This window comes from Streptomyces sp. NPDC091279 (assembly GCF_044757465.1).
Taxonomy (GTDB): Bacteria; Actinomycetota; Actinomycetes; order Streptomycetales; family Streptomycetaceae; genus Streptomyces.
Genome location: NZ_JBIVVA010000001.1, coordinates 643981 through 670573, shown reverse-complemented (window position 1 = coordinate 670573; position 26593 = coordinate 643981). Strand labels below are relative to the sequence as shown.

The window sequence follows — 26593 nt, the reverse complement described above, 5'->3', positions numbered from 1 at the left end:
TGCTCTCAGGCGACCAGGCAGAGACCGCCGTAGGGCGTGGTGGCGGGGCCGCGCCCGGGGCGCCGGTGGTCGCAGACGCTCCGGGTCAGCTCGCCGTGCGCGAGCGACAGCAGGTCGCCGAGGGTGAGGCCGAGGGCGTGGGCGGCGGCCGCGAGCACCTCCGAGGAGGCTTCCTTGCGGCCCCGTTCCACCTCGGAGAGGTAGGGCATGGAGATCCGGGCCGTGTCCGCCACGTCCTTCAACGTCCGCTCCTGCGCGAGCCGTTCGCGGCGCAGCACCTCACCGACCAGGTCGCGCCAGAGGGGCTCGCGGCGGGGCGGTGCGGCGGGTGCGGGCCGGTCGGCGGGCGGGCGGCGCAGGGGGATGACCCGGGCTTCGTTCGGCGCTTGGCTGCTCACCCCTCCAGCGTAAATTCCCTCGCGGCCGGGGCAAGGGGTCGGCATTCTGCCCTGGGTGGAATCGCCGGGGGCTGAGCATCGGGAGGCTGTGGTGGCACAGCTGGCCCGGGTGACGGGGCTCGGCCCGGACAGCCGGGTCCTGGAGATCGGCCCGGGCACCGGGCGCTTCAACCCGCCGTGCGTGAGGGGCTGTTGGGATGTGTCCGGGGGGTGATCGACGGGTCGTACGGCGGGTGGGTGACCAAGCGCTCTCGGCATGAGCTGATCGTCGCGCGGCGCGCACAGGCGTGAACTTCCGTGCAGGAACGCTCAATTTCTGTCGTCGGACAAGGAAAGGGGAATGGGTTCCGCCGCTCCGGGTACGCGAGCCCCCGAAGAACCCGAGGCAGACAAGATGTCTGACCGAGACTTCGTGGGAGAGGTAATGAACACCGCCGTGAACCGGTCGCAAGCAGGGGTCATGACGAGGACCGCCCGGGCCAGCACGGACGTCGGAGCGCTGCCGGGCATCGAGCAGCCCCGTGCCGTGGCCCCGCGGGACGCGCGCGAGCTGTCCCGCCGGTTCTTCCAGCGTCTCGCGGAGCTGGAGGAGGGCACCCACGAGTACCAGTACGCGCGCAACACGCTCATCGAGATGAACATCTCGCTGGTGCGGTTCGCCGCGGGCCGGTTCCGCAATCGCGGCGACGACATGGAGGACATCGTCCAGACCGGGATGATCGGTCTGATCAAGGCGATCGACCGGTTCGACCTGTCGCGCGAGGTGGAGTTCACGTCGTTCGCGCTGCCGTACATCGTCGGCGAGATCAAGCGGTTCTTCCGTGACACCACCTGGGCCGTGCACGTCCCCCGGCGGCTTCAGGAACTGCGCGTCGAACTCGCCAAGGCCCGCGAGGAGTTGGCCAGCAGGCTGGACCGGGAGCCGTCGGTCGGGGAGCTGGCCACGCTGATGAACATCTCCGAGAACGAGGTCGTCGAGGCCCAGATAGCCGCCAACGGCTACAACTCCTCGTCCCTGGACGCCGCACTCACCGGGGACGGCCCGGAGAGCGGCGAGGCGGTGCTCGCCGACTTCATCGGCGTGGAGGAGGACGGGCTGCGGCTCGTGGAGGACTTCCACTCGCTGGCGCCGCTGATGGCGGAACTCGGCGAGCGGGACCGGCAGATCATCCACATGCGGTTCGTGGAGGAGGCCACCCAGGCGGAGATCGGCGAGCGGCTCGGCTGCTCCCAGATGCATGTCTCCCGGCTGATCAAGCGGATCATCACCCGCCTGCGCAAGGGCATGCTGGGCGAGCTGGGCTGCGCCTGAGCACCGGTACCGGTTCACCGACCGGGGTCGCCCACGGGCGGCCCCGGTTTCCTGCGTCTGTGCCCTGCCTGCCCTGACGCGGCGCCGGTCACACGATGGCGTCGAGGCGCACCATGGCGACCACGCGCTTGCCGACCGGAATCCGTTCGACGGTGACCCGCCCGGCCAGTGCGTGCACGATCTCCAGACCGTGCCGCCCGATCCGCTCGGGGTCCTTGGGGAACCGGCGCGGCAGGGCCTCGCTGCTGTCGTAGACGCCCACGGTCACGAACGCGTCCGTGCCCTCCAGCTCCAGGATGTACGGCCCGTTGCTGTGCCGGTCCGCGTTGGTGACCAGCTCGCTCACCACGAGCAGCACCTCGTTCTCGGCGCGGGCGTCGATGACGGCGCACCACTCGGTCCTGAGCTGCTCGACGAAGAGCGACGCGAAGGAACGCGCCTCCGCGATGCAGCCCGGTTCGCCGGTGTAGTGGGCCGCTCGTCGCAGCGGTTCCACGGGTACGTCGAAGCCAGCGGTTATCACTGCCCCGCCCACATGTTCGGTCATGCGTTTCTCTCTCGGAAGCCGGACTGGCCGGACGCTGTTGCACCGTGCTCGTACCCCGACTCGGGGATCACAGTCCTGTAGGGGCCGATGTGTCCCGTTCGACTCGGAGCGACGGCGCCACGGCGGACAGCTCGGGAGCACTGTACGTCCCCCCGGACGGCCCCGTCCGCCCCGTCGCCGTCGTGTCCGAAACCGGTCGTTCGCGGGTCCCGGCGCCGGGCCGCTCGGCGTCGCGCCGGACGGGGCTAGCCGACGGAGAAGACCAGGGCCGGGAGGGTGCGCTGCATGCGCAGGGCGTCGACGGACTCGGCGAGCAGTTCGTACTCGGTGGTGTCGTCGCGGGTGGCGATCCGCACCAGCCGCCCGGCCGCCAACTCGTCGGCCACCCGCTCCTGTTGGGCGTCGTCGGTGCACCAGGAACGCAGCACGGCGGGCACGTCGGGGACCGTCACGGCGACCGGGACGAGGGCGCCGGGCGGGATGTGGCCCACCGCGGGGAGCGGGTCGAGGCGGTCGGCCATCCAGTGGGCGCGGTCGCGCAGCCACCACAGGGCGAGGGAGAGGGTGGGGGCGCGGTAGGTGCCGAGGGGGACTCCGACGCGTCGGCCCCCGCAGGTGCCGTACGCGGTGACATGACACAGGAATTCGTCGTGCACGCTCGCTCCCCCGTCGCGCCCTCGCCTCGCGGCCGGCCTCGCTCTCGGTGCGCCTCATGTGCTGTGCGTGATCGGTCCTTCGCTCGTCGTGAAGTCCCTCGCAGTTGAGTATGTTCACTACCGAAACAGTGTCACCACGGTTTTCCGGCCAGTCTGTTGGCATATTCCCCCTGCCGGTGCGCCGGAATTGACCGGCATGGCCATGACACGACCGGGGAACGGTGATCGCGCGCGTCCGGGAGCGGAGCGGCGCGGGCCGGCCGGGCCGGGGCCCGCACCCGCACGCTGACCGGCGGCGACGGCCGCGCCGTCGGCACGCTCCGCTGCCCGTGGCCACCGAGCGTGACGAGGAGGGGAACGTCGGTTGCCGGACGGCCGAAAACGATCGGCATACCGGAGGGCGCGGGGGCGCGTGCGCCGGGAGTGCCGGCGCACGCCGTCGGCCCGGAGGCGCCGGTGCGCTTCCGGGCCGGGGCTGACGGAGGGGCTAGCCCTTGACGATGGCGTCGATGCGGGCCAGTTCCTCGGCGTCGAAGTCCAGGTTGCGGGTGGCCGCGACGCTGTCCTCGATCTGCCGCGCGCTGCTCGCGCCGACCAGTGCGGAGGTGACCCGGCCGCCGCGCAGCACCCAGGCGAGCGCCAGCTGCGCCAGCGACTGGCCACGGGAGCGGGCGATCTCGTCGAGGGCGCGCAACCGGCCGACCAGGTCCTCGGTGACCGCGTCCGAGTTCAGGAACGGGCTGTCGCTCGCCGCCCGGGAACCCTCCGGGATGCCGTCGAGGTAGCGGGAGCTGAGCAGCCCCTGCTCCAGCGGGGAGAAGACGATGGAGCCGACCTGAAGCTCGTCCAGGGCGTCGAGCACACCCTCGTCCTCGGGGCGGCGGTCCAGCATCGAGTAGCGCGGCTGGTGGATCAGCAGCGGGGTGCCCAGCTCGCCGAGGATGCGGGCGGCCTCCCGGGTCTGCTCCGCGTCGTAGTTCGAGATGCCGACGTAGAGCGCCTTGCCCTGCTGGACCGCGGAGTGCAGGGCGCCCATCGTCTCCTCAAGAGGAGTCTCCGGATCGGGGCGGTGCGAGTAGAAGATGTCGACGTACTCCAGGCCCATCCGGCGCAGGCTCTGGTCCAGCGAGGACAGCAGGTACTTGCGGGAGCCCCACTCGCCGTACGGTCCCGGCCACATCAGATAGCCGGCCTTGGTGGAGATCACCAGCTCGTCCCGCAGGCCCGCGAAGTCCGCCTTCAGGGCGTCGCCGAGCGCGGACTCGGCGGAGCCGGGCGGCGGGCCGTAGTTGTTGGCCAGGTCGAAGTGGGTGACCCCGAGGTCGAAGGCGCGGCGCAGGATGGCCCGCTGGGTCTCGACGGGGCGGTCGGGTCCGAAGTTGTGCCACAGGCCGAGCGAGAGCGCGGGAAGCCTGAGCCCGCTGCGGCCGGTGCGCCGGTAGGGCATGTCCGCGTAGCGGTCGGGGTGTGCGGTGTACAACGCGACTCCAGAAGGGCCAGAGGGGTCAGGAACACGAGGAACGGCTCCGGGGAACCGCCCCCCTTACCGGCCACTCTGTCGTGACCTGGGGGCAGTGGTCCAACAGGAGAATCCGATGGAACTCAGCGGATAAACTTCTCAATCATGGAACTGCGCCATCTCCAGCACTTCGTCGCGGTCGCCGAGGACCAGCACTTCACCCGGGCCGCCGAGCGGCTGATGGTGTCCCAGTCGGGCCTGTCGGCCTCGATCAGGGCGCTGGAACGGGAGCTGCGGGCGCCGTTGTTCGTGCGGACCACCCGGCGGGTGACGCTGACGGAGGCGGGGCGGGCGCTGCTGAGCGAGGCCGAGCGGATTCTCGCCCAGGTGCGGTCGGCGCAGGAGGCGGTGGCCGCGGTGCAGGGCGTGCTGCGCGGGACGCTCTCGCTGGGCGCCGAGCAGTGCATCGCCGGGGTGGATGTCCCCGGGCTCCTCGCGGCGTTCCGGCGACGTCACCCGGACGTGGAGATCCGGTTGCGGCAGACGGGTTCCGGCGCGCTGGCCGAGGGGGTCGCGGCCGGGCGCCTGGATCTGGCGTTCGCCTATCGGACGCAGGACGACACGGACCAGCTGCGGTCGGTGTCGCTGGCCGGGGAGGCGATGACCGTGCTGTGCCATCCCAGCCACCGGTTCGCCGCGGCCGGTGCGCCGTTGGTGCCGGGTGAGCTGGCCGGTGAGGTGTTCGTCGACTTCCATCCGGACTGGGGTCCGCGGCGCACCACCGACGCCGCGTTCGCCGCCGTCGGGGTGGCGCGCACGGTGGCCCTGGAGGTGAACGACGTGCACAGCCTGCTGGACCTGGTCGACCAGAACCTCGGCATCGCGGTGGTGCCCTGCCACTTCCGGGAGAAGCGGCCCGCGCTCGCCGCGCTGGCGCTCAAGGACACCGACGACGTCGTCTACGAGACGGTCGCCCTGCTGCCGCCCGAGTCGGCCACCAGTCCGGCGGCCCGCGCCCTGATGACCCTGCTCGCGACCGGCGACCTGGAACCGTCCGCCTGACGGCCAACCTCCGCGCGACCGGGGTGCGTGACCCGACCGGCCGAGCCCCCCGGACGCCCCACGCGGGCGGGAACGTTCCCCGACGAGGCGCCCCCGACCTGCTGATCCCGGCCGCCCGGCAGGTCAGCGGCGAGCCGCTCGCGCGCCGTCAACTGCCGTGGGCCTCCTGCGGAAGCCGCGTTCCGGACGCGTGAACGGCGTCGATGCGCGATGGTGGACGGTATGCATGCACGGGACATCCTCATCGACGGCTTCGGCCGGGTCCGGGAAGAGGTCCACGCCACCGTCGGCGGCCTCGACGCGCACGTCCTCAACGCCCGGCCGTCCCCCGACGCCAACTCCGTGGCCTGGCTGGTCTGGCATCTGACCCGGGTCCAGGACGACCATGTGGCCGACGCCTTCGGGCTCGACCAGGTGTGGCCGACGCAGGGCTGGCAGAAGCGGTTCAAGCTCGACCTGCCCCCGCTGGACACCGGGTACGGGCACAGCGCGGCCCGGGTGGCCAAGGTGCGCGTCGGCTCCGGTGAGCTGCTGACCGGGTACTACGACGCCGTCCACGAGCAGACCCTCGGGGCGCTGCGCGAGCTGCCCGCGACGGAGCTGGGGCGGATCGTGGACGAGCGCTGGGACCCGCCGGTGACGCTGGGGGTGCGGCTGGTGAGCGTCCTGTCCGACGACCTCCAGCACATCGGACAGGCCGCCTATCTGCGGGGGCTCGTTCAGAGCGCGGCGGCGTAACCGGGCAGCACGACGTCCTCGATGAGGGCCTTGCGCTCGTCGTAGGGGAGGAAGGCGCTCTTGAGGGCGTTCACCGTGACCGTGCGCAGATCGGCCGCGTTCCAGCCGGCCTGCTCGACCAGCAGGGACATCTCGCGGGTCATCGTGGTGCCGGAGACCAGCCGGTTGTCGGTGTTGAGGGTGACCCGGAAGCCGAGGTCCTTCAGCGCGGTGATGGGGTGCTCGGCGATGGAGGTGGCGGCGCCGGTCTGGAGGTTGGAGGTCGGGCACATCTCCAGCGCGATGCGCCGGTCCAGGACCCATCCGGCGAGGCGGCCGAGCTTGCCGTCGACGATGTCGTCGGTGATCCGCACGCCGTGGCCGATGCGCTGGGCGCCGCACACCTGGAGCGCCTGGTGGATGCTGGGCAGGCCGTGGGCCTCACCGGCGTGGATGGTGAACGGCACGTTCTCGCGGCGCAGGTGGGCGAAGGCGTCGAGGTGGTCGGCGGGCGGGAAGCCGTCCTCGGCTCCGGCGATGTCGAAGCCGACGACTCCGGCGTCCCGGAACGTGACGGCGAGGTCGGCGGCCTCGCGGACCCGGTCGAACATCCGCATCCCGCACAGCAGGGTGCCGACCCGCACCGGGGTACCGGCCGCGGCGGCCTTGGCCATACCGGCCGCGAGTCCCTCCTGGACGGTCTCGACGACCTCGGGCAGGGTCAGCCCGCCGGTCAGCATCAGCTCGGGGGCGTAGCGGACCTCCGCGTAGACGACGCCGTCGGCGGCGAGGTCGAGGACGTACTCCTCGGCGGTGCGCAGCAGGCCCGCGCGGGTCTGCATCACGGCGAGGGTGTGCTCGAAGGTGGCTATGTAGCGGACCAGGTCGCCGGAGTCGGCGGCCGCGACGTACCAGGCGGCCAGCTCGTCGGGGTCGGTGGTGGGCAGCCGGTGGCCGACCTCGGCGGAGAGTTCGACGACGGTGGCGGGGCGCAGGGCGCCGTCGAGGTGGTCGTGGAGGACGGCCTTGGGCAGGAGGCGCAGGGCGGAGTCGGTGAGCGGCGCGGTCATCGGCGTTCTTTCTGTGTCGTACGGGTGGGTGGGCGGCGGGGCTACGGCCGGGCGGGCTGGAGGAGGTCCCAGCGGTTTCCGTACAGGTCCTGGAAGACGGCGACAAAACCGTAGGGCTCGTGCCGGGGTTCCTCCAGGAAGGTCACTCCGGCGGCGGTCATGCGGGCGTGGTCGCGGGCGAAGTCCTCGGTGTGCAGGAAGAAGCCGACGCGGCCGCCGGTCTGGTCGCCGATCCGGGCGCGCTGTGCCGCGTCCTTGGCGCGGGCCAGCAGCAGCCCGGTGCCGTGTCCTTCGGGGTCGGGGGTGACGACGACCCAGCGGGAGCCGTCCGGGCGCGGGGCGTCCTCGACGAGCCGGAAGCCGAGGGCGTCGACGTAGAAGCGGATCGCCGTGTCGTAGTCGTCGATGACGAGGGTGACCAGGGCGATGTGGCTCATGTGTCGGCCTTTCGGTGGGCGCGGGGGCAGCGGCGCGGCGGCGGCCGGTCGAGGGGCGGATCGGCTGGTTGACGGGTGAGGTTATACGTAAAACTCACGGGGCGCCAGTCCGTTGTGCCGGAGTGCTCGCCCCCAGCTCAGCGGCTGGTCTACGCGGGTAGCCGTAGGGCGCCGGTGCCGTTACTCCCCGGTGATCGTGCGGACGGCGTCGAGGCGGCGCAGTTCGTCGGCGGTGAGGCTGAGGGCGGCGGCCGCGACGTTCTCGGCGAGGTGGTCGGGGTTGCCGGTGCCGGGGATGGCGAGGACGTGCGGGCCGCGGCTCAGCGTCCAGGCGATCCTGACCTGGGCGGCGCTGACGCCGTGGGCGTGGGCGACGGCGCGGACCTCGTCGTGGTCGGCGCCGGTGACGGCGTTCTCGCCGCGCTGTCCGGCGACCGCGTAGTAGGGCACGAACGCGATGCCCTGGTCGCCGCAGAGCCGCAGCACCTCGTCGGGGTCGGCGGCGGCCCGGTCGAGGGCGTAGCGGTTCTGTACGGCGACCACCGGCGCGATGGCCTGGGCCTCGGCGAGGTGGCTGGGTTCGATCTCGGAGACGCCGAGGTGGCGGATGAGTCCGGCGGTGCGGAGGTCGGCGAGGGCGCCGAAGTGGTCGGCGATGGAGTCCTGGCGCATCCGGCGCAGATAGACGAGGTCGAGGTGGTCGCGGCCGAGCTGGCGCAGGTTCTCCTCGACGTGGCCGCGCAGTTCGTCGGGGCGGGCCGAGGTGGCCCAGTCCCCTCGGAGGTCGCGGTGCGGGCCGACCTTGGTGGCGATGAGGAGGTCGTCCGGGTAGGGGGCGAGCGCGCGGTTGATCAGTTCGTTGGCGGAGCGCAGCCGGGAGAAGTAGAAGGCGGCGGTGTCGATGTGGTCGACGCCCCGCTCGATCGCCGTGCGCAGGACGGCGAGGGAGCGGTGGCGGTCGCTCGGGGTGCCGAGGTGGAAGGCGGCGCTGCCGGTGAGCCGCATCGCGCCGAGGCCGAGGCGGCGCACGGTGAGGTCGCCGATGGTCCAGGTGCCCGCGGCGGCCGCGGTGGTCGTCTGCGAGGTCATCGGCGGAGTGTCGCACACGCCCCGCGCCCGCCCGGGGCTCAGCCCGTGCCCCCGAGATCGGCGCTCTCCGGCACCGGCCGGGCCGTGCCCCGGGCGGCGACGGCCAGCACGGCGAGCCCGGCCAGCACGATGGCGGCGCCGACGTAGAGCGGCGCGGTGTAGCCGAGTCCCGCGCTGAGGGCGAGGCCGCCGAGCCAGGCGCCCAGGGCGTTGCCGACGTTGGAGGCGGACACGTTGGCCCCGGCGGCGAGGGGGACGCCGTGGGCGTGGTCGGTGACGCGGGTGATCATTCCGGGCACGGTGGCGAACCCGAACAGTCCGGTGAGGAAGACCAGCACCACGGAGGCGACGGGGCTGGCGGCGAGGAGTCCGAACAGGGCGAGGGTGACGGCGAGACCGGCCAGCGACACCAGCAGGGTGCGGTCCCGGTCCCGGTCGGCGCCCCGGCCGCCGACCACGTTGCCGATCACCAGTCCGGTGCCGTAGACGACGAGCAGCCAGGCGACGTCCGTGCTGGAGAACCCGGTGACCTCGGTGAAGGTGTAGGCGAGGTAGCTGAACGCGCCGAACATCCCGCCGTAGCCGAGCGCGGTGGCGGCGAGGGTCAGCCAGACCTGGCCCGACCGGAAGGCCCGCAGCTGAGCCCGCAGCCCGTCCGCCGAACTGCCGTTGCCGTCAGCCTGGTCGATGGTTCCGGCCCAGCTCGGGATCAGGGCGGCGAGGGCGATCCCGGCGACGACGCCGATCGCGGTGATCGCCCAGAACGTGGCGCGCCAGCCCCAGCGTTCGCCGACCAGGGCGCCGAACGGCACGCCCAGCACATTGGCCACGGTCAGCCCGGCGAACATCACCGCGACCGCCCGGGACGCCCGTTCGGGGGCGACCAGGCGGCGGGCGACGAGTGAGCCGATGCCGAAGAACGTGCCGTGGCACAGCGCGGCGACGATCCGGCCGAGCAGCATCAGACGGTAGTCGGGGGCGACGGCGGACAGCAGGTTGCCGGCGACGAACAGGGCGACCAGGCCGATGAGGACCGCCTTGCGGGGCAGCGCGGCGGTGGCGGCCGTCACCACGAGGGCGCCGACCACGACCGTCAGCGCGTACCCGGAGATCAGCCACCCGGCGGCGGCCTCGGACACCGTGAGGCTCCGGGCCACCTGCGGGAGCAGCCCCGCGATGACGAACTCGGTCAGACCGATCCCGAAGCCGCCGAGGGCGAGCGCGATCAGCCCGGCGGGCAACTGCCGTGCGGTGACGGCCGGTCGAGGGTCCATCCCGCCATTCTCGGCCGGTGCCAGAGCGCCTGCCGAGCGAATTCCCGACCCTTCACAAAGAACGGGTCAGCTCAGCGGCTTGTGCAGGACGGCCTTGCGGTGGCTGAACGTCTCGATGGAGTACCGGCCGTGGTAGCTGCCCATGCCGCTCTCCCCCACGCCGCCGAACGGCAGGTCGGAGACGGTGAGATGGGCGAGCGGCAGACCATGTCCGAGGCCGCCGGAGGACGTCTCGGCGCCGATCCGCTCCCGCGTCGCCTCGGACTCCGCGAACACGTACAGGGCGAGGGGCTTGTCGCGGTCGTTGATGAAGTCGATCGCGGCGTCGAGGCCGGGCACGGTGACGATCGGCAGGATCGGCCCGAAGATCTCCTCCGCCATGACGGGCGAGGCCGGGTCGACGTCGGCCAGGACGGTCGGCGCGATGTACTTCACCGCCCGGTCGGTGTCGCCGCCGACGACCACCCGGCCGGAGTCCAGCAGCCCCGAGAGCCGGTCGAAATGACGCTCGTTGACGATCCGCCCGAACGCGCCGGACGCCTTCGGGTCGGCGCCGAACAGCTCCTCGACGGCCTGGACGAGGGCCGGTTCCAGGGCGGCGGCGGTCTCCGGGTCGGTCAGCACGTAGTCGGGGGCGACGCAGGTCTGTCCCGCGTTGAGGAACTTGCCGCGCGCCAGCCGCTCGGCGACGACGTCGAGGTCGACGTCCCGGTCGATGAACGCCGGTGATTTGCCGCCGAGTTCGAGGGCGACCGGGGTGAGGTGTTCGGCGGCCGCCCGCAGGACGATCCGGCCGACGGCGCCGTTGCCGGTGTAGAAGATGTGGTCGAACCGCTCGGCGAGCAGCGCGGTCGTCTCGGGGATCGCGCCCTCCACGACGGCGAAGGCGTCGGTGTCGAGGTAGGCGGGCAGCAGCCGGGCCAGCGTGGCCGAGGTGGCGGGGGCCAGTTCGCTGGGCTTGACGACCACCGCGTCGCCCGAGGCGAGCGCGCCGACCACCGGGGCCAGCAGCAGCTGGACGGGGTAGTTCCAGGGGGCGATGACGAGGACCACGCCCAGCGGGTCGAACCGTGTCCAGGCGCGGGCGTCGGTGCCGAGGCGGGCCGGGACGGGGGCGGGCTGGGGGCGCAGCCAGTCGGCGAGGTGGTCGAGGGTGTGGTCGATCTCCCGGACGACGAAGTCGATCTCCGTGCGGCGGGCCTCGGCGTCGCTCTTGCCGAGGTCGGCGTGGAGGGCTGCGGCCAGCTCGGCGGCGTTCTCGGTGAGCAGGTCGCGCAGCCGGAGCAGCTGGCTGGTGCGCCACGCGACGGGCTGGGTGCGGCCGGTGCGGAAGGTGGCGCGCAGCCGGGCCACGATGTCGGCGGGCTGCTCGGGGGCGGGGTGGTTCACGGTGCCTCACTGCTGCTGTGCGGCCTTGCGGCGCGCGGGCGGGATTCCCGGAGGGCCGGGAAGGGTGACGGGCTCGGACACCTGCTTCCGGATGCCTCCCATCTACCGGGCCTCCGCAATCAGGTGTATAGAGCAACCTTTCCGCGTGCCCGTATATTCCACCGCCGCCCGGAGATCTCTCTCCCGTTCATCCCTCTCCCGCCAGTTCGGCCCGTCGGCGTTCCAGCAGGGCGCGTTCCGCCGGGTTCTCGGTGCGGGCGGCGGCGGCCGCGTACTCCCAGGCGGCCTCCGGGGTGCGGCCGAGGCGGCGCAGCAGGTCGGCGCGGACGGCGTGCAGGACGTGGTACCGGTCCAGGTCGAGGGCGTCGACGAGGGCGAGGGCGGCGGCCGGGCCCTGGGTCTCGGCCACGGCGACCGCCCGGTTGAGGGTCACGACCGGGCTCGGGGCAACGGCCATGAGGTGGTCGTAGAGGCGCAGGATCTGCCCCCAGTCGGTGTCCTCGGCGCGGGGCGCGTCGCTGTGGACGGCCTGGATGGCGGCCTGGATCTGGTAGGGCCCGGGCCGGTCGCGGCGCAGGCAGCGCCGGACCAGTTCCTGTCCCTCCTCGATGGCCGCGCGGTCCCAGTCGGCGCGGTCCTGCTCGGGCAACGGGACGAGTGCGCCGTCGGCGTCCCGGCGGGCGGCGCCGCGGGCGTCGATCAGGAGCATGAGCGCGAGCAGTCCCGTCGCCTCGGGCTCGTCCGGCATGAGCGCGACGAGCAGTCTGCCCAGCCGGACGGCCTCGGCGCACAGGTCGGGGCTGCCGGTGTAGCCCTCGTTGAAGATCAGGTAGAGCACGGCCAGGACGCCCCCCAGGCGGTCGGGGAGGTCGGCGTCGCGGGGGACGCGGTAGGGGATGCGGGCGTCGCGGATCTTGGCCTTGGCGCGGGTGAGGCGGGCCGCCATGGTCGGTTCGGGGACCAGGAAGGCGCGGGCGATCTGGTGGGTGGTGAGCCCGCCCAGCAGGCGCAGGGTGAGGGCGACGCGGGCGTGCGGGGCGAGGGCGGGGTGGCAGCAGGTGAAGATCAGGCGCAGGCGTTCGTCGCGCACGGGGCCCTCCTGGTCCGATGGCCCTGCCACGGTCAGCAGGGCGGCCTGGGCGTGCCGGGCGTCGCGGGTGGCCTCGCGGCGCAGCCGGTCGACGGCCCGGTTGCGGGCGGTGGTGATGATCCAGCCGGCCGGGCTCGGCGGCGGGCCGGTCTCGGGCCAGCGGCGCAGGGCGGTGGTGAAGGCGTCCTGGACCGCTTCCTCGGCGAGGTCGATGTCGCCGAGGAAGCGGACCAGAACGGCGACCGCGCGGCCGTACTCCGCGCGGAACACGGCCTCGATGTCGAGGGCGTCCGGCATCGTCAGTGGGTGTCCACGAACGGCCGCACCTCGATGGGCAACGTGGTCGCGAGGGCGGCCTTGCGCCCCCATTCCAGGGCCTCGTCCAGGTCGGCCGCCTGGATGAGGCTCAGCCCGCCGAGGTACTCCTTGCCCTCAGCGTAGGGTCCGTCGCTGATCAGGACCTCGCCGTCGGCGGGGCGCAGCAGGGTGGCGGTCTCCGGGGCGTGCAGGCCACCGGCGAAGACCCAGGCACCGGCCGCGCGGAGTTCCTCGTTGTAGGCGTGGACATCGCGCATGATCGCGGCGAGCGCCTCGGGCTCGGGCCGCTCACCGTCCGCGGGCTGGACCACGCTGAGCAGGTAGTACGTCATGACGGCCTCCTCGGCCTCGGTGTGTTCTCTTCTCACCTCCTACACGAACGGCCGGGCCCCCGATCGACACCTCGCGCGAGCCGATCGGGAGAATCTTCTTCCATGACCCACCGAGACCATCCCCTCGTCCGCACCGCCCAGGCCCTCGCCGACGGCCTCCTCGCCCCGCACGCGGCCCGCGTCGACGAGGAGGGGGTGCCGGTCAGCCACCTCGACGCGATCCGGGCGTCGGGGCTGCTCGGGGTGAGCGCGCCGGTGGAGTACGGCGGCGCCGGGGCGCCCGACGGGGTGGCTCGGGAGGTCGCCGAGATCCTCGCCGGGGCGTGCTGCTCGACGTGGTTCGTGCAGACCCAGCACCACACGCCGGTGCGGATGCTCGCCAGGTCCGAACTGCCGGTGCGGGAGCGTCTGTTGGGTCCATTGGCCACCGGTGAGCTGCTCTCCGGGGTCGCGTACGCGCACGTGCGGGCGTTTCCCCGGGTGCCGGTGCGGGTCACGCGGGCGGGGGACGGCTGGCGGTTCGACGGAACGGTGCCGTGGTGCACGGGGTGGGGGCTGAACGACCTGCTGCTCCTCGCGGGGGTCAGCGACTTCGGCGAGGTGGTGTTCGCGTTCACCGAGGCGCGTGAGCAGCCGGGGCTCAGTCCGTCGGCGCCGATGCGGCTCGCGGCCCTCAGCGCGGCCCGGACGGTGTCGCTGAGCCTGGACGGGCTGTGGCTGCCCGACACGTCGGTGGTGCGGCGCACGCCCCGCGCGACGTTCGCCCCGGCGGACCTGGCCCGCGCCGCCAACACCTCCCCGGCCGTCTTCGGCGTGACCCGAGCGGCCCTGAACCTCCTGGCGGACGCGGGGGAACCGGAGTCGGCCCGCGTCCTATGGGAACGCCTCGACGCGCTGAGGACATCGGCCTACACGCTGGCCGAACACCCTGCCCCCGAGGCACACGTCCCGGAACGCCTGGCCGTCAAGACCCAGGCCTTCACCCTCCTCCGCACGGCCACCACAGCGGCCCTCGTCGCCCGGGGAGGCCGCTCCATGTCCCTCCAGGACCCCACCCAACGCCTGGCCCGAGCAGCCCTGTTCCTACACATCCAGGCCCAAACCCCAGCCTCCCGCACCACCCACCTCAAGGCCCTGACCGAAGAGCAGTAAGGGCCAGCCTGTAGACCGACGGCCCAGCAACGCCGGTAGAGGGGGCCAGCCTGTCAGCGGACGGCCCGGCAACGCCGATAAGGGGCGCGGGGCTGTATCCGATATGCGGCTCCGCCGCGTGGACGCGACCAGCGGGCCAACCTGCCAGCCGACAGCCCGGCAACGCCCTCCAGGGGCGCGGGACTGTATCCGATATGCGGCTCCGCCGCGCGGGCGCGACCAGCAGGGGCCAACCTGCCAGCCGACAGCCCGGCAACGCCGACAAGGGGCGCGGGGCTGTATCCGATATGCGGCTCCGCCGCGCGGGCGCGACCAGCAGGGGCCAACCTGCCAGCCGACAGCCCGGCAACGCCGACAAGGGGCGCGGGGCTGTATCCGATATGCGGCTCCGCCGCGCGGGCGCGACCAGCAGGGGCCAACCTGCCAGCCGACAGCCCGGCAACGCCGACAAGGGGCGCGGGGAACTGCGCGACCAGCCACGACGGCGCCGCACCCGACAGACGACCCGCCCTGGCCCGGCACGGGCTGGCCCGGTACGGCCGACGTACCGCCCCTCAGCCGACGTCAGCCGGCGAACGGCACCTGTGCCGACGGGGCGGAACGCGGACCCGCAGGGTGCTGCCACAACCCCTGCGCGGCGAGGCGAGGCAAGACCCCCTCACCGAACCAGTACGCCTCCTCCAGGTGCGGATACCCGGACAGCACGAACTCATCGATCCCGAGCGCGTGATACTCCTTGATCCGCTCGACGACCTCGTCATGACTGCCGACCAGCGCGGTCCCCGCACCCCCACGGACGAGTCCGATCCCGGCCCAGAGGTTGGGATGGATCTCCAGCCCGTCCCGCCCACCCCCACCGTGCAGCGCGAGCATCCGCTGCTGCCCCTCCGACTCACTGCGCGCCAACCCCGCCTGCACCGACGTGATGGTCTCGGGGTCGAACCCGTCGAGGAGCCGGTTGGCCTCGGCCCAGGCCTGCTCGGAGGTGTCCCGGGTGATGACGTGCAGCCGGATGCCGAACCGCAGCGTGCGCCCCTGCTGGGCGGCGAGTGACCTGATCCAGGCGATCTTCTCGGCGACCTGCGCGGGCGGCTCGCCCCAGGTGAGGTAGACGTCGACGTACTTGGCGGCGATCTCCCCGGCGATCGGCGAGGACCCGCCGAAGTACACCTCGGGCACCGGATCGGGCACCCGCGCCAGCTTGGCGTCGGCGACCTGGAGGTGCTCACCGTGCAGGTCGACGGTCTTGCCCTCCCACAACCCCCGCACGACGTCGAGGAATTCACCGGTGCGGCGGTAGCGGTCGTCCTTGTCGAGGAAGTCGCCGTAGGCCCGCTGCTCGTGGCTCTCGCCGCCGGTGACGACGTTCAGGAGGAGCCGTCCGCCGCTCTGCCGCTGGAAGGTGGACGCCATCTGCGCGGCGAGCGTCGGGGAGACGAAGCCGGGGCGGAAGGCGACCAGGAATTTCAGGCGGTCACTGTTCTGGCTGACCATGGCCGTGGTCAGCCACGCGTCCTCGCACCACGCGCCGGTCGGGGTGAGCGCGCCCACGAAGCCCAACTCCTCGGCGGCGCGGGCGATCTGGCTCAGATAGGCGACCGTCGGCGGCCGGTCCTGTCCGGAGACGGTGGCCGGGGTGCCGTGGCCGCCGCCGACGACATGGCGGCTGTCGCCGTTGGTGGGCAGGAACCAGTGGAAGGTGAGGGACACGGGAGGGTCTCCGTTCGGGAAGGTCGCTAGAGCAGGCCGTGGCGGGGCGGCCGGGTGCCACTGAGCACGTGCCGTCCGATGTGCTGGATCTTCCAGCGGGCCGGGTCGTGCAGGGTGTGGGTGCGGGCGTCGCGCCAATGCCGGTTCAGGTTCAGGGAGTTGAGGGCGGAGCGGGTGCCGGCGAGTTCGAAGAGGGCGTTCGCGACGTCGACGGCGGTGCGGGCGGCGTGGGCCTTGGCGGCGGCGACGGCGAGGGAGGCCTCGGCGGCCGAGTCGTCGGTGAGGTCGGCCTTCGCGTCCTCGACGGCCCGGGCGGCCTCGCGCAGCAGCGCCTGGGACGCCCGTGTCTCGACGCCGAGTTCACCGAACCGCTGAATGATCAGCGGGTCCTCCGCGGCCGTGTCGACGCCGCTCTCGAACCATGGGCGGCTCGTGGTCCTGACGAACTCGGCGGCCTGCGCGAGGGCGCCCGCGGCGAGCCCGGCGTCGATGGCGGCGTGCAGCAACTGGGCGACGGCGCCGTGCAGTTGGGGCCCCTGGAAGGTGAGGTGGTGGGGCAGGACCCGGTCGGCGGGGACCTCGACGTCCGTCAGCCGGACGGTGCCACTGGCGGTCGTGCGCTGGCCCATGCCGTCCCAGTCGTCGACGACGGTGACGCCGGGGGCGTCGCGCGGCACGTACGCGACGTGCAGGTCGTCGCTCTCGGCGCGGGCCAGCACGCCGATCCAGTCGGCGAAGAGGGCGCCGGTGGAGTAGTGCTTCACTCCGGTCAGCAGGTAGGAGCCGTCGGGCCTCAAGGTGAGCCGGGTGCGGATGTCCTGGACGTGCCGGGTGCCGGCCTCCGACTGGGCGTTGCCGAAACGGCGTCCGGCGAGCAGCTCCGCGAAGAAGAACTTCCGTTGCTGCTCGGTGCCCTGACGGCGGATCACATTGACGTAGACGAAGTGGCTCTGCGGGATCTGGGCGAGGCTGCCGTCGGCGGCGGCCAGCAGCCGGAAGATCTCCGCGAGGGTGGCCGCGCCGACGTCCGCTCCGCCGTGCTCGGCGGGGACGGTGACGGCGAGCAGCCCGGACGCCGAGAGCCGGTCCAACTCCGCGCGCGGCAGCCGCCGTTCGCGATCCCGTTCGTCGGCTCCGGGGCGGAACTCGTCGGCCAGGGCGCGCGCGACGGCGAGGGCCTCCGCGTCGTCGGCGATGACATGGGCGCTCACGGCGGTCAGCTCGCCGCGGCCAGCAGCGGGGTGCGGCCGAGCGCCGTCGAGAACTGGTCGACGACCTGGGTGAGCGCGTCGACGGCGGTCGGTGCGACGGCCAGCGAGCCGTCCTCGTGCACGGTGATGTCCTTGTCGAGGGTGAACCAGCCCTGCACGATGTGCGCGGCGCCCATGGAGTTGAGCACCGGGCGCAGCGCGTAGTCGATGGCGAGGACGTGGGCGGTGGAGCCGCCGGTGGCCAGCGGCAGCACGGTCTTGCCGGTGAGGGCGTACTGCGGCAGCAGGTCCAGGAGCGCCTTGAGGACCCCGGAGTAGGACGCCTTGTAGACGGGGGTGGCGACGACGACGCCGTCGGCGCGCGCGAACAGTTCGGTGGCCTCGACGATCGCGGGGTGGCGGAAGTCGGCGCCGAGCAGGGCCTCGGCGGGAATGGTGCGGACGTCGAGCGGGACGACCTCGTGGCCCTGGGCGATCAGGCGGCGGTCGAGGTGGCGCAGCAGGCGGTTGGTGCGGGAGGAGGCGGAGGGGCTGCCGGAGACGGACAGGACGGTGGCCATGGGTCCTCTTTCGGGGAGGCGGGGCGCCCGCGTGCGGCGGGCGCCCCGGGCGAGAACGGTCAGGAGTACCAGGTGGGTTCGGGCAGTTCGCCGTCCAGGACCCAGCGGCCGACCTCGCGCCGCTTGTAGGCGACGGGGTCGTGCAGGGTGTGGGTGCGGACGTTGCGCCAGAACCGGTCGAGGCCCTCGGCGGTGGTGGTGGCGCGGGCGCCGGTCACCTCGAAGATCCGGTGCGCGATCTCCAGGGCGACGTCGGTGGCGCGGGCCTTGACGGCGGCCACCCGGACCTCGAACTCGCCCCGGCTGCGGGCGGTGACCGCGTCGGGGTCGTCGTGCAGGGTCTGCCCCTCGGCGGCGACGGCGTCGGCGAGGGCCTCGACGGCCCAGAGTTTGGCGGTGAGGTCGCCGTAGGCGTCGATGACGTAGGGCTCGTCGACGGCGCGCTCTAGGCCGCCGTGCAGCCAGGGGCGGGACTTCTCGCGGGTGTAGGTGGCGGCGGTCTCCAGGGCGCCGGCCGCGATGCCGAGGTAGAAGTTGACGAACACCAGTTGGATGGTGGGGACGTTGAGGGTGTTGTAGACGCGGGGCTGGAAGACCTTGTCGACGTATCCGGCGGCCGAGGCCCACGGGGTGCGCACCCCGTCGAGGATGACGCCGCCGCTCTCGGTGAGGCGCTGGCCGATGTTGTCCCAGTCGTCGAGGAAGGTCAGGCCCGCGCTGTCGGAGGGCACGATGGCGAAGATGTGCTGGTCGGTGCCGTCCAGGACGCCTTCGAGGACGGTGACGTCGGAGACCTTGCTGCCGGTGGAGAAGGATTTGCGGCCGGTGAAGACGAGGTCGTCGCCGTCCTCGGTGACGACGACGTCCTGGTCGCGGGGGTTGACGGCGCCGCCGAAGAACCAGCGGTTCCTGGCGGCCTCGGCCTCGACGTGCTCCCACTGCTCGCGGGTGCCGACCAGGCGGGCGGCCCAGAACCAGAGGTAGTGGTAGCCGAGGAGCTGGCCGAGGGAGCCGTCGGCCTTGGCGATCTCGCGGACCACCTGGTAGGCGGTGGGCCAGTCCTGGCCGCCGCCTCCGTGTTCGGTGGGCCCGAGGAGGGTCACCAGGCCCGCGTCCTTGAGGAGTTGGACCTCGGCGTAGGGGGTGGCGCCGGCCCGGTCGCGGGCGGCGGCGTCGGTGGCGAGGACGGCTGCGGCCTCGGCGGCGCGGGCGATCCACTCCCCGGCGGTGCGCGGGGCGGGGCGGGTGGTGAAGTCGGTGGGGGTCACGGTGCTCATGTGCGGTGGCCTCTTTCGCTGTCGCCGTGCGGTGCGGTGCGCAAGGGTGGGAAAGGCGGGAGGGACAGGAGGGGCGTCAGGCGTGGACGGGGGCGGTGTCGTCCGCCGTGTCCGGGAGCCCGGCCTCCAGTTCCCGTACCAGCGGGAGCACCCGCTTGCCGAAGTACTCGACCTCCTCGTGGTAGTGGAGGAAGCCGAGGAGGAGCAGGTCGACGCCGAGTTTCCGGTAGGCGACGATCCGTTCGGCGATCTGCTCCGGCGTGCCGATCAGACCGGTGCGGAACCCGTCGTTGTACTGCACGAGGTCCTCGAAGCTGGAGTCCTGCCACATGCCCTTGCCGTCGGCGGCGGACCGGCCGGCCTGCTTGACGGCGGCGCCGAAGCCCTCGACGGCCTCGGTGTCGGCCTTCGCGACGATCTCGCGCAGGGTGTCGCGGGCCTCGGCCTCGGTGTCCCGGGCGATGAGGAAGCCGTTGAGCCCGAACTTCGGCGGGGTGCGCCCGACGTCGGCCGCCGCCTTGCGCACGTCGGCGATCTGCTCGGTGACGCCGTCGAAGTCCTTGCCGTTGGAGAGGTACCAGTCGGAGACGCGGCCGCCCATGGCGCGGGCGGCGGTGGAGTTGCCGCCCTGGAAGATCTCGGGGTGCGGGCGCTCGGGGGTGTTGAGGGGCTTGGGCTTGAGGGAGAAGTCCCGCAACCGGTAGAAGTCGCCGCCGAGTTCGGCGTGGTCCTCGGTCCAGATCGTGCGCAGGGCGGTGATGAACTCCTCGGTGCGCCGGTAGCGTTCGTCGTGTTCGAGCCACGGTTCGCCGAGGGCGGTGAACTCGCCCTTGAACCAGCCGGAGACGACGTTGACGGCGAAGCGGCCCTTCGAGAGGTGGTCGGCGGTGGCGCCGAGTTTGGCGAGGACGCCGGGGTGCCACAGGCCGGGGTGGACGGCGGCGATGACCTTGAGGCGTTCGGTGGCGAGCAGCAGGGCGAGGCTGAAGCTGGTCGACTCGTGCTGGAACTCGGCGCCGTAGCTGGCCATGTAGCGGACCTGGCTGAGCGCGTACTCGAAGCCGTTGTTCTCGGCGAGGACGGCGAGTTCGCGGTTGTAGTCGTAACCCCAGTCGGTGCGCTGCTCGATCCTGCTGGTGACCAGTCCCCCACTCACATTGGGGACCCAGTAGGCGAATTTCACGGGCGCGGGCATGCGGAACTCCTGTTGCGGGTGGAGTGGAATGTTTTTGGGCGCACAGAATTCAACGGCCGCGCAGGTGCGGCGTATTCAGACGGGCGCGGGAGAGCGGGAGAGAGAGTCCGCCGACGCGGTCAGGGGCGTCGGGGCGGGCGGCGGATCGGGACGGGGATCAGGCCGCGGTGCAACAGGAGGCACTGGAAACGCGCGCGAGGTCGACATGGCGTCGCCGCGTGAGGTCCAGTCGCATCTTCATGGCATCGATCGTGGCAGCCGTCGGCGAGAGCAGTCAAGGAAAACCCGACCGGTCTCGCATCGCGGACCATTGAATTTCACGAAGGCGTGACAGGGAAACCCTTGAACCCGGCCTGAAAGGGGCCGCATTCTGCGGGGGTGCGCACCGAACAACTGGAATACATGGCGGCCGTGACCCGGCTGGGTTCGCTGCGGCGGGCGGCCGAGGAACTGCGGCTGTCCCAGCCCGCGTTGAGCGAGACGGTACGGAACCTGGAGCGGGAGCTGGGGGTGGACCTGCTGGAACGCAAGCGGTCCGGGGCGACGATGAGCGCGGAGGGCCGCGAACTGCTGCCGCACATCGTGGACGTGCTGGACGCGGTGGACCGGCTGCGGGCGGCGGCGGGCGAGCAGCACCGCATCAGCCGCATGGTGCGCGTCGGCACGGTGAACGCGGCGACGGTCCCGCTGCTGATCCCGGTGGTCCGGGAGTTCCGTGCCGCGCATCCGGTCACGCAGGTCGAGGTGGTGGCCGCGCAGCAGACGGAGATCCACCGGGCGCTCGCGGAGGGCGGCTTCGACCTGGGCCTGGTCAACCATCTCGACGGCGACGACCTGCCCGCCGACCTCGACTCCACGGAACTGCTGCGCGGGCGCCCGGTGGTGTGCCTGCGCCCGGACAGTCCGCTGGCCGCGCGGGACGCGGTGACGGTGGACGATCTGCTGGCCCAGCCGTTGATCGCGATGCGCTCCGGATATGTGATGCACCGGTTCGTGCACCGGCTGCTCGGCGGGCGCACGCCGTCGTTCTCCTACTCGACCGACGGCGCGGAGCTGGGCAAGCTGATGGTCGCCGAGGGGCTCGGGGTGAGTGTGCTGCCGGACTTCAGCGTGGTCGGCGATCCGCTGGAGCGGCAGGGCACGCTCACCTGTCGGCCGATCGCCGGGGACACGACCGGGGTGCTGTTGATGCTGCGGCGCCGCCGTGCCGAGTCGGTGCCGCTGGCGCCCCGCGAGCTGCACGAGGCGTTCGTGCGCCGGGGGCGTGAGCTGGGCGGCGGGGTGAGCGGAGCGCCGCTGTCGGGCGGGCGTCCGGCCGGGTGGTGACCGGTGTGTGCCTGCGGCGGCGGGGCGGGCTCAGTCCTCGTCGAGCACCGGCACGATCACCAGGAAGGTGTCCGACTTCAGGTCCATGACCACGGTCGCCGGTTCGCCGGCCGCGCGGCGCTGGGCCGCGTACTCCTCGGCCGGCCATGATCCGCGGGGACCCCCCGCCGAGAACCGCTCCAACACCTTCGCGCCCATGGCGGCACCCTCTTTCCGCGTCGGTCCGCTGCTGCCCGTGACAGCTGTCGTGACCGTCCGTCTGCCCCCGTCGCACCGGAACATGTCCCTGTCATGGATGCGGAATCTCAGGTCGTGCCGGCCACCTGGGCGCGCAGGGTGGTCAGGGTGCGGGTCAGCAGCCGGGAGACATGCATCTGGGAGATGCCGAGTTCGGCGCCGATCTGGCTCTGTGTCATGTCCTGGAGGTAGCGCATGGCCAGGATGGCGCGTTCCCGGTCGGACAGGGCGGCGACCAGCGGGGCGACGGTGAGCAGGTCGTCGGTGCGGCCGAGGGCGGGGTCGTCGCCGCCGAGCCGGTCGGCGAGGGTGAGGCCGTCGGCGGCGGACTCGGCCGGTGCGTCGAGGGAGACGGTGCCGTAGCCCTCGGCGGCTCGCAGCCCCTGTACGACCTCCTCCTCGGACAGGCCGGTGCGCTCGACGAGTTCGGCGACCGTGGGGGCACGGCCCGTCCCCTGTTCGAAGGCGACGGCCTGGGCGCGCAGCAGGGCACGGCAGTCCTTGAGCCGCCGGGGCACCCGGACCGCCCAGGTGGCGTCGCGGAAGAACCGCTTGATCTCCCCCGCCACCGTCGGCACCGCGAACGCCTCGAACTCATGTCCCCGGGTCGGGTCGAACCGGTTGATGGCCTTGATCAGCCCGATCGTGCCGACCTGGAGGACGTCGTCGTGGATCTCCGCGCTGGGCCGGCAGCGGCGGGCCGCCTGCCGGACGAGCCACATGTTCAGTTCGACGAGGGTGTTGCGGACGTAGGAGTACTCCGGGGTGCCCTCCTCCAGCGCGTGCAGCCGGGCGAAGAGGGGCGCGGAGAGGGTGTGGGCGTCGGCGGGGCTCACAACGGTGGGCTGTACGGGGATGGTTCGCTCCTTGTTCGGACCCCGGCCGCCCGGGGTGTCACCTTCGATCGCGGTGTGCCGGGGCGCTCGGGCCACCTGGTCACCCGCCCAATCTCCCCCACCGGGCCCACAACCGACGGTGACCGCGATCCCAGCGTGTCGAGCGGGTGCCGCGCCCCCGTCACCCGTTGGGTGCCTGTGCCCGCGATGTGCCGCCGCCCGGGGAAGTGATCACACCGGGGGCTCGGACATCGCAGGAGGCGAACGACCATGGACGCTGACGACGACCGGCCCGGGCCGCGCGCTCTGGTGACCGGCGCGACCGGGTACATCGGGGGCCGCCTGGTGCCCGAACTGCTGGACGCGGGCTACCGGGTGCGCTGTCTGGCCCGTTCCCCGGGCAAGCTGCGCGACCTCCCCTGGGCGGACCGGGTCGAGAGCGTGCGGGGCGACGTGACGGACGCCGCCTCGGTCGCCGCCGCGCTGTCCGGCGTGGACGTCGCCTACTACCTGGTGCACGCGCTGGGCTCCGGCGCCGACTTCGAGGAGACCGACCGGGAGGCGGCCCGGATCTTCGGCGAGGCCGCCCGGACGGCGGGCGTGCGGCGCCTGGTCTACCTCGGCGGACTGACACCGGCACAGGTGCCGGAGCGTGCGCTCTCCCCGCATCTGCGCTCCCGGGCCGAGGTCGGCCGGATTCTCCTCGGCTCCGGCGTCCCCACCACGGTCCTGCGGGCGGCGGTGGTCATCGGGTCGGGCTCGGTCTCCTTCGAGATGCTGCGCCACCTCACCGAACGGCTGCCGGTGATGGTCACCCCGAGTTGGGTGCGCACCCGTATCCAGCCGGTGGCGGTGCGGGACGTGCTGCGCGCCCTGGTCGGCAGCGCCCGGATGCCGGCGGACGTGAACCGCGCCTTCGACATCGGCGGGCCGGACGTGCTGACCTACCGGGACATGATGCGGCGGTACGCGGCGGTCGCCGGACTGCCCCGGCGGATCATCGTGCCGGTGCCGGTGCTCACCCCGGGTCTGTCCAGCCACTGGGTCGGTCTGGTCACGCCGGTGCCCGCGGCCCTGGCCCGGCCGCTCACCGAGTCGCTGCGCCACGAGGTCGTCTGCCACGAGCACGACATCGCCCGGTACGTGCCCGACCCGCCCGGGCATCCGATCGGCTTCGACGAGGCGCTGCGGCTCGCCCTGCGCCGGGTCCGCGACGCCGACGTCGTCACCCGCTGGTCGTCGGCGTCGGTGCCGGGCGCGCCCAGTGATCCGCTGCCCACCGATCCCGACTGGGCGGGCGGCAGCCTGTACACGGACCGGCGCGAGCTGACCGTGGACGCCTCGCGCGCGCAGCTGTGGCGGGTGATCGAGGGCATCGGCGGGGCCAACGGCTGGTACTCGTTCCCGCTCGCGTGGGCGGTGCGCGGCCGGCTCGACCGGCTGGCCGGCGGGGTGGGACTGCGCCGGGGGCGGCGGGACGCGGCACGGCTGCGGGTCGGGGACGCGCTGGACTTCTGGCGGGTCGAGGAGATCGAGCCGGGGCGGTTGCTGCGGCTGCGCGCGGAGATGCGGCTGCCGGGTCTGGCCTGGCTGGAGCTGCGCGCGGACACCGACGACGCCGGCCGCACCCGCTACCGGCAACGCGCCGTGTTCCATCCGCACGGCCTGCTCGGGCACACCTACTGGTGGAGCGTGTCGCCCTTCCACGCCCTGGTGTTCGGGGGGATGGCCCGCAACATCGCCGCGGCCGCGACCCGGGCGCCTGTCCGCGCGCCGGGCGAACACCCGGCAGGATGACGTGCACCCCGTCTCTCCCCCGGAGTCCGCGCCATGAACGTCTCGGTCGTCCTGTTCACCTCCGATCTGCGCCTGCACGACCATCCACCGCTGCGCGCCGCGCACGACGCCGACGCGGTCGTCCCGCTGTTCGTGCGGGACGCGGGGGTGGACGCGGCCGGGTTCGCGGTGCCCAACCGGCTCGCGTTCCTCGCCGACTGCCTGCGTGACCTCGACGCGGGCCTGCGCGCGCGGGGCGGCAGACTGGTGCTGCGCTCGGGGGATCTCGTCGACACGGTGTGCGCGGTGGCCGCCGAGGCCGACGCCGCTGACGTCCATATGGCGGCGGACGTCAGCGGCTACGCGCACCGGCGTGAACAGCGGCTGCGCCGCGCCCTGGAGGCCGCCGGGCGCCGTCTGCACGTCCACGACACGGTGACGACGGTGCTGGCGCCGGGCGCGGTGACCCCGGCGGCCAAGGACCACTTCGCGGTCTTCACCCCGTACTTCCGCCGCTGGTCCCACCAGCCCCCGCGCACCCTGCTGGCCGCACCCCGCTCGCTGCGGGTCCCCGACGGCATCGGCTCCGAGCGCCTCCCGTCCCGGGACGCCGTCCCCGGCCGCTCCCCCGGCCTGCCCGACGGCGGTGAGACGGCGGGCAGGGCGGCGCTCGCCTCCTGGCTGCGCACCGGGGTCGCCGGGTACGAGGACGGCCACGACGACCTGCCCGGCGACGCCACCTCCCGGCTCTCCCCGCATCTGCACTTCGGGACCCTCTCCCCCGTCGAACTCGTCCATCGGGCCCGGAAGTCGGGCGGCCGGGGTGCGGAGGCGTTCGTGCGGCAGCTCGCCTGGCGCGACTTCCACCGGCAGGTCCTCGCGGCCCGGCAGGACGCGGCGCGCGTCGACTACCGGACGCGGCACGACCGTTGGCGCTCCGCGTCGGAGGCCCGCGCCGACATCGAGGCGTGGCGGCAGGGCCGCACGGGCTACCCGGTGATCGACGCGGCCATGCGTCAACTCCGGTACGAGGGCTGGATGCACAACCGGGGCCGCCTGCTGACCGCGAGCTTCCTCACCAAGACGCTGTACGTCGACTGGCGGGTCGGCGCCCGGCACTTCCTGGACCTCCTGGTCGACGGGGACGTGGCCGACAACCAGCTCAACTGGCAGTGGATGGCGGGCACCGGCACCGACAGCCGCCCGAACCGCGTCCTCAACCCCCTGACGCAGGCCCGCCGTTACGACCCGGACGGCGCCTATGTCCGGCGTTGGGTGCCCGAACTGGCGGCGGTCGAGGGGCCGTTGGTCCACGAGCCGTGGAAGCTGAACGGCGCCGGGCGGGCGGCGATCGACGGCTACCCGGACCCGATCGTCGACCTCGCGGAGGGGCTGGCCCGCTTCAGGAGGGCCAGGGGGCTGGACTGAGGGGCCCGGCTGCCGCCCGTTTGCCGGGGTCGCACGCGTGGGGCCGGAAATCGGCTCCACCGCTCTGACCAGGGACGTTGTCAATTTCTGGCGTTCTTTTCGCCCTATATGTACACATAATCTGAAAACGGACGCAGAATGGAGTGAAGCAGTGCTGCCCGCATACCGCACCCAGAGGCGGACAGATCTGTGAGTCACGAAGGAGACGAATCATGGCCAACGTGTCGCACACCAGAGGTGACATAGGGAGCCACCCCGATGTCCCCGAAATGCGGGAGAGGTACGCCCGCGTGCAGGGTGGTGGCAACGTGGCGCTCATGGCCGGGCCAGTTTTCCTGCTCGGCCTGTACTGCGCCGTGTCCCCGTGGATACTCCACTACACCTTCAGTCAGCCAGCTCTGGTGCCCCACAACGTCATCATGGGCATCGCGATCGGCCTGCTGGCCCTCGGATTCGCCACCGTCACCGCCCGCATGTCCGGCCTGAGCTGGGCACTGTGTGCGATGGGCGTGTGGATGATCGTCTCGCCCTGGATCGTCGGCACCAGTCCGGACACCGGTGTCGTCCTCAACAACATCATCATCGGCGCCCTCGCGCTGATCCTGGGCGCTGCCTGCGCCTTCGCCTCGGCACGCGGCAGGCACACCGTCTAGGCACCTCCCCGGAAAGGACGGCGGACGTCGGCCGGCCCGCGCCTCGTGCGCGGACCGGTCGGCGTCCGCCGTACGACACTCC

The 26593-nt window shown here is 72.7% G+C and carries 27 protein-coding genes; 8 read left to right on the top strand and 19 right to left on the bottom strand.

The window, feature by feature from the left end; translation table 11 throughout:
* Positions 1–5: 5 nt before the first annotated feature.
* Positions 6–398, bottom strand: a complete 393-nt coding sequence (locus tag ACIQOU_RS02815; RefSeq protein ID WP_401533280.1) for a helix-turn-helix domain-containing protein — start codon at positions 396–398, stop codon at positions 6–8.
* A 424-nt stretch (positions 399–822) separates the two neighbouring features.
* On the opposite strand from ACIQOU_RS02815, the gene ACIQOU_RS02810 reads away from it, so the two are divergent.
* Positions 823–1710, top strand: a complete 888-nt coding sequence (locus tag ACIQOU_RS02810) for an RNA polymerase sigma factor SigF (RefSeq protein WP_401533279.1) — start codon at positions 823–825, stop codon at positions 1708–1710.
* Between the two features lie 88 nt (positions 1711–1798).
* Here the strand turns inward: ACIQOU_RS02810 and ACIQOU_RS02805 are convergent, their stop codons facing one another.
* The 3 genes from ACIQOU_RS02805 to mgrA all read right to left on the bottom strand — a co-directional run bounded on the left by ACIQOU_RS02805 (position 1799) and on the right by mgrA (position 4393).
* On the bottom strand, positions 1799–2257 hold the full coding sequence (locus tag ACIQOU_RS02805; protein WP_401533277.1) for an ATP-binding protein: 459 nt from the start codon (positions 2255–2257) through the stop codon (positions 1799–1801).
* A 245-nt stretch (positions 2258–2502) separates the two neighbouring features.
* Complete coding sequence (locus tag ACIQOU_RS02800; RefSeq protein ID WP_401533276.1) at positions 2503–2913, bottom strand: hypothetical protein; 411 nt, start codon at positions 2911–2913, stop codon at positions 2503–2505.
* 487 nt (positions 2914–3400) lie between these two features.
* A complete protein-coding gene (gene mgrA / locus ACIQOU_RS02795; protein WP_401533275.1) occupies positions 3401–4393 on the bottom strand; it encodes an L-glyceraldehyde 3-phosphate reductase in 993 nt (330 codons plus the stop codon).
* 144 nt (positions 4394–4537) lie between these two features.
* On the opposite strand from mgrA, the gene ACIQOU_RS02790 reads away from it, so the two are divergent.
* A complete protein-coding gene (locus tag ACIQOU_RS02790; RefSeq protein ID WP_401533274.1) occupies positions 4538–5434 on the top strand; it encodes a LysR family transcriptional regulator in 897 nt (298 codons plus the stop codon).
* A 222-nt stretch (positions 5435–5656) separates the two neighbouring features.
* Positions 5657–6172 carry a DinB family protein gene (locus ACIQOU_RS02785; protein ID WP_401533272.1) on the top strand — a complete coding sequence of 172 codons (516 nt, stop codon included), beginning with the start codon at positions 5657–5659 and terminating at the stop codon, positions 6170–6172.
* On the opposite strand, the gene ACIQOU_RS02780 is transcribed toward ACIQOU_RS02785, so the two are convergent.
* The 7 genes from ACIQOU_RS02780 to ACIQOU_RS02750 all read right to left on the bottom strand — a co-directional run bounded on the left by ACIQOU_RS02780 (position 6154) and on the right by ACIQOU_RS02750 (position 13150).
* The gene (locus ACIQOU_RS02780; protein ID WP_401533271.1) at positions 6154–7221 is read right to left on the bottom strand and encodes an adenosine deaminase; all 1068 of its coding nucleotides are present in this window, start codon (positions 7219–7221) and stop codon (positions 6154–6156) included. The genes ACIQOU_RS02785 and ACIQOU_RS02780 overlap by 19 nt on opposite strands.
* 41 nt (positions 7222–7262) lie before the next feature.
* Entirely contained in the window at positions 7263–7658 is a 396-nt protein-coding gene (locus tag ACIQOU_RS02775) for a VOC family protein (protein WP_401533269.1), read from the bottom strand.
* Positions 7659–7838: 180 nt separating this feature from the next.
* The gene (locus ACIQOU_RS02770; protein ID WP_401533267.1) at positions 7839–8747 is read right to left on the bottom strand and encodes an aldo/keto reductase; all 909 of its coding nucleotides are present in this window, start codon (positions 8745–8747) and stop codon (positions 7839–7841) included.
* Positions 8748–8785: 38 nt separating this feature from the next.
* Positions 8786–9988, bottom strand: coding sequence for an MFS transporter (locus ACIQOU_RS02765; protein WP_401533626.1), 1203 nt, complete (start codon positions 9986–9988; stop codon positions 8786–8788).
* A gap of 99 nt (positions 9989–10087) precedes the next feature.
* Positions 10088–11410, bottom strand: coding sequence for an aldehyde dehydrogenase family protein (locus tag ACIQOU_RS02760; RefSeq protein ID WP_401533265.1), 1323 nt, complete (start codon positions 11408–11410; stop codon positions 10088–10090).
* 187 nt (positions 11411–11597) lie between these two features.
* Positions 11598–12797: an RNA polymerase sigma factor gene (locus tag ACIQOU_RS02755; protein ID WP_401533262.1), complete on the bottom strand. Its 1200-nt coding sequence runs from the start codon at positions 12795–12797 to the stop codon at positions 11598–11600.
* Between the two features lie 2 nt (positions 12798–12799).
* Positions 12800–13150: a YciI family protein gene (locus ACIQOU_RS02750; protein WP_401533625.1), complete on the bottom strand. Its 351-nt coding sequence runs from the start codon at positions 13148–13150 to the stop codon at positions 12800–12802.
* Between the two features lie 102 nt (positions 13151–13252).
* On the opposite strand from ACIQOU_RS02750, the gene ACIQOU_RS02745 reads away from it, so the two are divergent.
* Positions 13253–14302, top strand: coding sequence for an acyl-CoA dehydrogenase family protein (locus tag ACIQOU_RS02745; protein ID WP_401533261.1), 1050 nt, complete (start codon positions 13253–13255; stop codon positions 14300–14302).
* A 564-nt stretch (positions 14303–14866) separates the two neighbouring features.
* On the opposite strand, the gene ACIQOU_RS02740 is transcribed toward ACIQOU_RS02745, so the two are convergent.
* From ACIQOU_RS02740 to ACIQOU_RS02715, 6 genes are all read right to left on the bottom strand, one after another.
* Entirely contained in the window at positions 14867–16012 is a 1146-nt protein-coding gene (locus ACIQOU_RS02740) for an LLM class flavin-dependent oxidoreductase (RefSeq protein ID WP_401533260.1), read from the bottom strand.
* Positions 16013–16038: 26 nt separating this feature from the next.
* Positions 16039–17223, bottom strand: coding sequence for an SfnB family sulfur acquisition oxidoreductase (locus ACIQOU_RS02735; protein ID WP_401533258.1), 1185 nt, complete (start codon positions 17221–17223; stop codon positions 16039–16041).
* A gap of 5 nt (positions 17224–17228) precedes the next feature.
* Positions 17229–17783, bottom strand: coding sequence for an NADPH-dependent FMN reductase (ssuE, locus tag ACIQOU_RS02730; protein WP_401533257.1), 555 nt, complete (start codon positions 17781–17783; stop codon positions 17229–17231).
* Positions 17784–17842: 59 nt separating this feature from the next.
* Positions 17843–19060: an acyl-CoA dehydrogenase family protein gene (locus tag ACIQOU_RS02725; protein ID WP_401533255.1), complete on the bottom strand. Its 1218-nt coding sequence runs from the start codon at positions 19058–19060 to the stop codon at positions 17843–17845.
* A 76-nt stretch (positions 19061–19136) separates the two neighbouring features.
* Positions 19137–20255: a dimethylsulfone monooxygenase SfnG gene (gene sfnG, locus ACIQOU_RS02720; RefSeq protein ID WP_401533253.1), complete on the bottom strand. Its 1119-nt coding sequence runs from the start codon at positions 20253–20255 to the stop codon at positions 19137–19139.
* A 157-nt stretch (positions 20256–20412) separates the two neighbouring features.
* The gene (locus ACIQOU_RS02715) at positions 20413–20490 is read right to left on the bottom strand and encodes a putative leader peptide (RefSeq protein WP_351520955.1); all 78 of its coding nucleotides are present in this window, start codon (positions 20488–20490) and stop codon (positions 20413–20415) included.
* Between the two features lie 143 nt (positions 20491–20633).
* Between ACIQOU_RS02715 and ACIQOU_RS02710 the strand changes: the two genes are divergently transcribed.
* Positions 20634–21581 (top strand): LysR family transcriptional regulator, encoded by a 948-nt coding sequence (locus tag ACIQOU_RS02710; RefSeq protein ID WP_401533252.1) that lies wholly within the window; start codon positions 20634–20636, stop codon positions 21579–21581.
* Between the two features lie 30 nt (positions 21582–21611).
* On the opposite strand, the gene ACIQOU_RS02705 is transcribed toward ACIQOU_RS02710, so the two are convergent.
* Together ACIQOU_RS02705 and ACIQOU_RS02700 are read right to left on the bottom strand one after the other, a co-directional pair.
* Positions 21612–21779, bottom strand: coding sequence for a hypothetical protein (locus ACIQOU_RS02705; RefSeq protein WP_401533250.1), 168 nt, complete (start codon positions 21777–21779; stop codon positions 21612–21614).
* Between the two features lie 107 nt (positions 21780–21886).
* Complete coding sequence (locus ACIQOU_RS02700; protein WP_401533247.1) at positions 21887–22750, bottom strand: SigB/SigF/SigG family RNA polymerase sigma factor; 864 nt, start codon at positions 22748–22750, stop codon at positions 21887–21889.
* 174 nt (positions 22751–22924) lie between these two features.
* On the opposite strand from ACIQOU_RS02700, the gene ACIQOU_RS02695 reads away from it, so the two are divergent.
* The 3 genes from ACIQOU_RS02695 to ACIQOU_RS02685 all read left to right on the top strand — a co-directional run bounded on the left by ACIQOU_RS02695 (position 22925) and on the right by ACIQOU_RS02685 (position 26511).
* Entirely contained in the window at positions 22925–24451 is a 1527-nt protein-coding gene (locus tag ACIQOU_RS02695) for an SDR family oxidoreductase (RefSeq protein ID WP_401533246.1), read from the top strand.
* A gap of 33 nt (positions 24452–24484) precedes the next feature.
* A complete protein-coding gene (locus ACIQOU_RS02690) occupies positions 24485–25858 on the top strand; it encodes a cryptochrome/photolyase family protein (protein WP_401533244.1) in 1374 nt (457 codons plus the stop codon).
* A gap of 212 nt (positions 25859–26070) precedes the next feature.
* Positions 26071–26511: an SPW repeat protein gene (locus tag ACIQOU_RS02685; RefSeq protein ID WP_401533242.1), complete on the top strand. Its 441-nt coding sequence runs from the start codon at positions 26071–26073 to the stop codon at positions 26509–26511.
* The last annotated feature ends 82 nt before the right edge of the window (positions 26512–26593 follow it).

What these genes read in the sequence shown, in the direction of transcription:
- ACIQOU_RS02810 (WP_401533279.1), top strand. Translation starts at nt 823, where the DNA reads ATGAACACCGCCGTGAACCGGTCGCAAGCAGGGGTCATGACGAGGACC.
- ACIQOU_RS02805 (WP_401533277.1), bottom strand. Translation starts at nt 2,257, where the DNA reads ATGACCGAACATGTGGGCGGGGCAGTGATAACCGCTGGCTTCGACGTA.
- ACIQOU_RS02790 (WP_401533274.1), top strand. Translation starts at nt 4,538, where the DNA reads ATGGAACTGCGCCATCTCCAGCACTTCGTCGCGGTCGCCGAGGACCAG.
- ACIQOU_RS02785 (WP_401533272.1), top strand. Translation starts at nt 5,657, where the DNA reads ATGCATGCACGGGACATCCTCATCGACGGCTTCGGCCGGGTCCGGGAA.
- ACIQOU_RS02780 (WP_401533271.1), bottom strand. Translation starts at nt 7,221, where the DNA reads ATGACCGCGCCGCTCACCGACTCCGCCCTGCGCCTCCTGCCCAAGGCC.
- ACIQOU_RS02775 (WP_401533269.1), bottom strand. Translation starts at nt 7,658, where the DNA reads ATGAGCCACATCGCCCTGGTCACCCTCGTCATCGACGACTACGACACG.
- ACIQOU_RS02770 (WP_401533267.1), bottom strand. Translation starts at nt 8,747, where the DNA reads ATGACCTCGCAGACGACCACCGCGGCCGCCGCGGGCACCTGGACCATC.
- ACIQOU_RS02755 (WP_401533262.1), bottom strand. Translation starts at nt 12,797, where the DNA reads ATGCCGGACGCCCTCGACATCGAGGCCGTGTTCCGCGCGGAGTACGGC.
- ACIQOU_RS02750 (WP_401533625.1), bottom strand. Translation starts at nt 13,150, where the DNA reads ATGACGTACTACCTGCTCAGCGTGGTCCAGCCCGCGGACGGTGAGCGG.
- ACIQOU_RS02745 (WP_401533261.1), top strand. Translation starts at nt 13,253, where the DNA reads ATGACCCACCGAGACCATCCCCTCGTCCGCACCGCCCAGGCCCTCGCC.
- ssuE (WP_401533257.1), bottom strand. Translation starts at nt 17,783, where the DNA reads ATGGCCACCGTCCTGTCCGTCTCCGGCAGCCCCTCCGCCTCCTCCCGC.
- ACIQOU_RS02725 (WP_401533255.1), bottom strand. Translation starts at nt 19,060, where the DNA reads ATGAGCACCGTGACCCCCACCGACTTCACCACCCGCCCCGCCCCGCGC.
- sfnG (WP_401533253.1), bottom strand. Translation starts at nt 20,255, where the DNA reads ATGCCCGCGCCCGTGAAATTCGCCTACTGGGTCCCCAATGTGAGTGGG.
- ACIQOU_RS02715 (WP_351520955.1), bottom strand. Translation starts at nt 20,490, where the DNA reads ATGCGACTGGACCTCACGCGGCGACGCCATGTCGACCTCGCGCGCGTT.
- ACIQOU_RS02705 (WP_401533250.1), bottom strand. Translation starts at nt 21,779, where the DNA reads ATGGGCGCGAAGGTGTTGGAGCGGTTCTCGGCGGGGGGTCCCCGCGGA.
- ACIQOU_RS02695 (WP_401533246.1), top strand. Translation starts at nt 22,925, where the DNA reads ATGGACGCTGACGACGACCGGCCCGGGCCGCGCGCTCTGGTGACCGGC.
- ACIQOU_RS02690 (WP_401533244.1), top strand. Translation starts at nt 24,485, where the DNA reads ATGAACGTCTCGGTCGTCCTGTTCACCTCCGATCTGCGCCTGCACGAC.
- ACIQOU_RS02685 (WP_401533242.1), top strand. Translation starts at nt 26,071, where the DNA reads ATGGCCAACGTGTCGCACACCAGAGGTGACATAGGGAGCCACCCCGAT.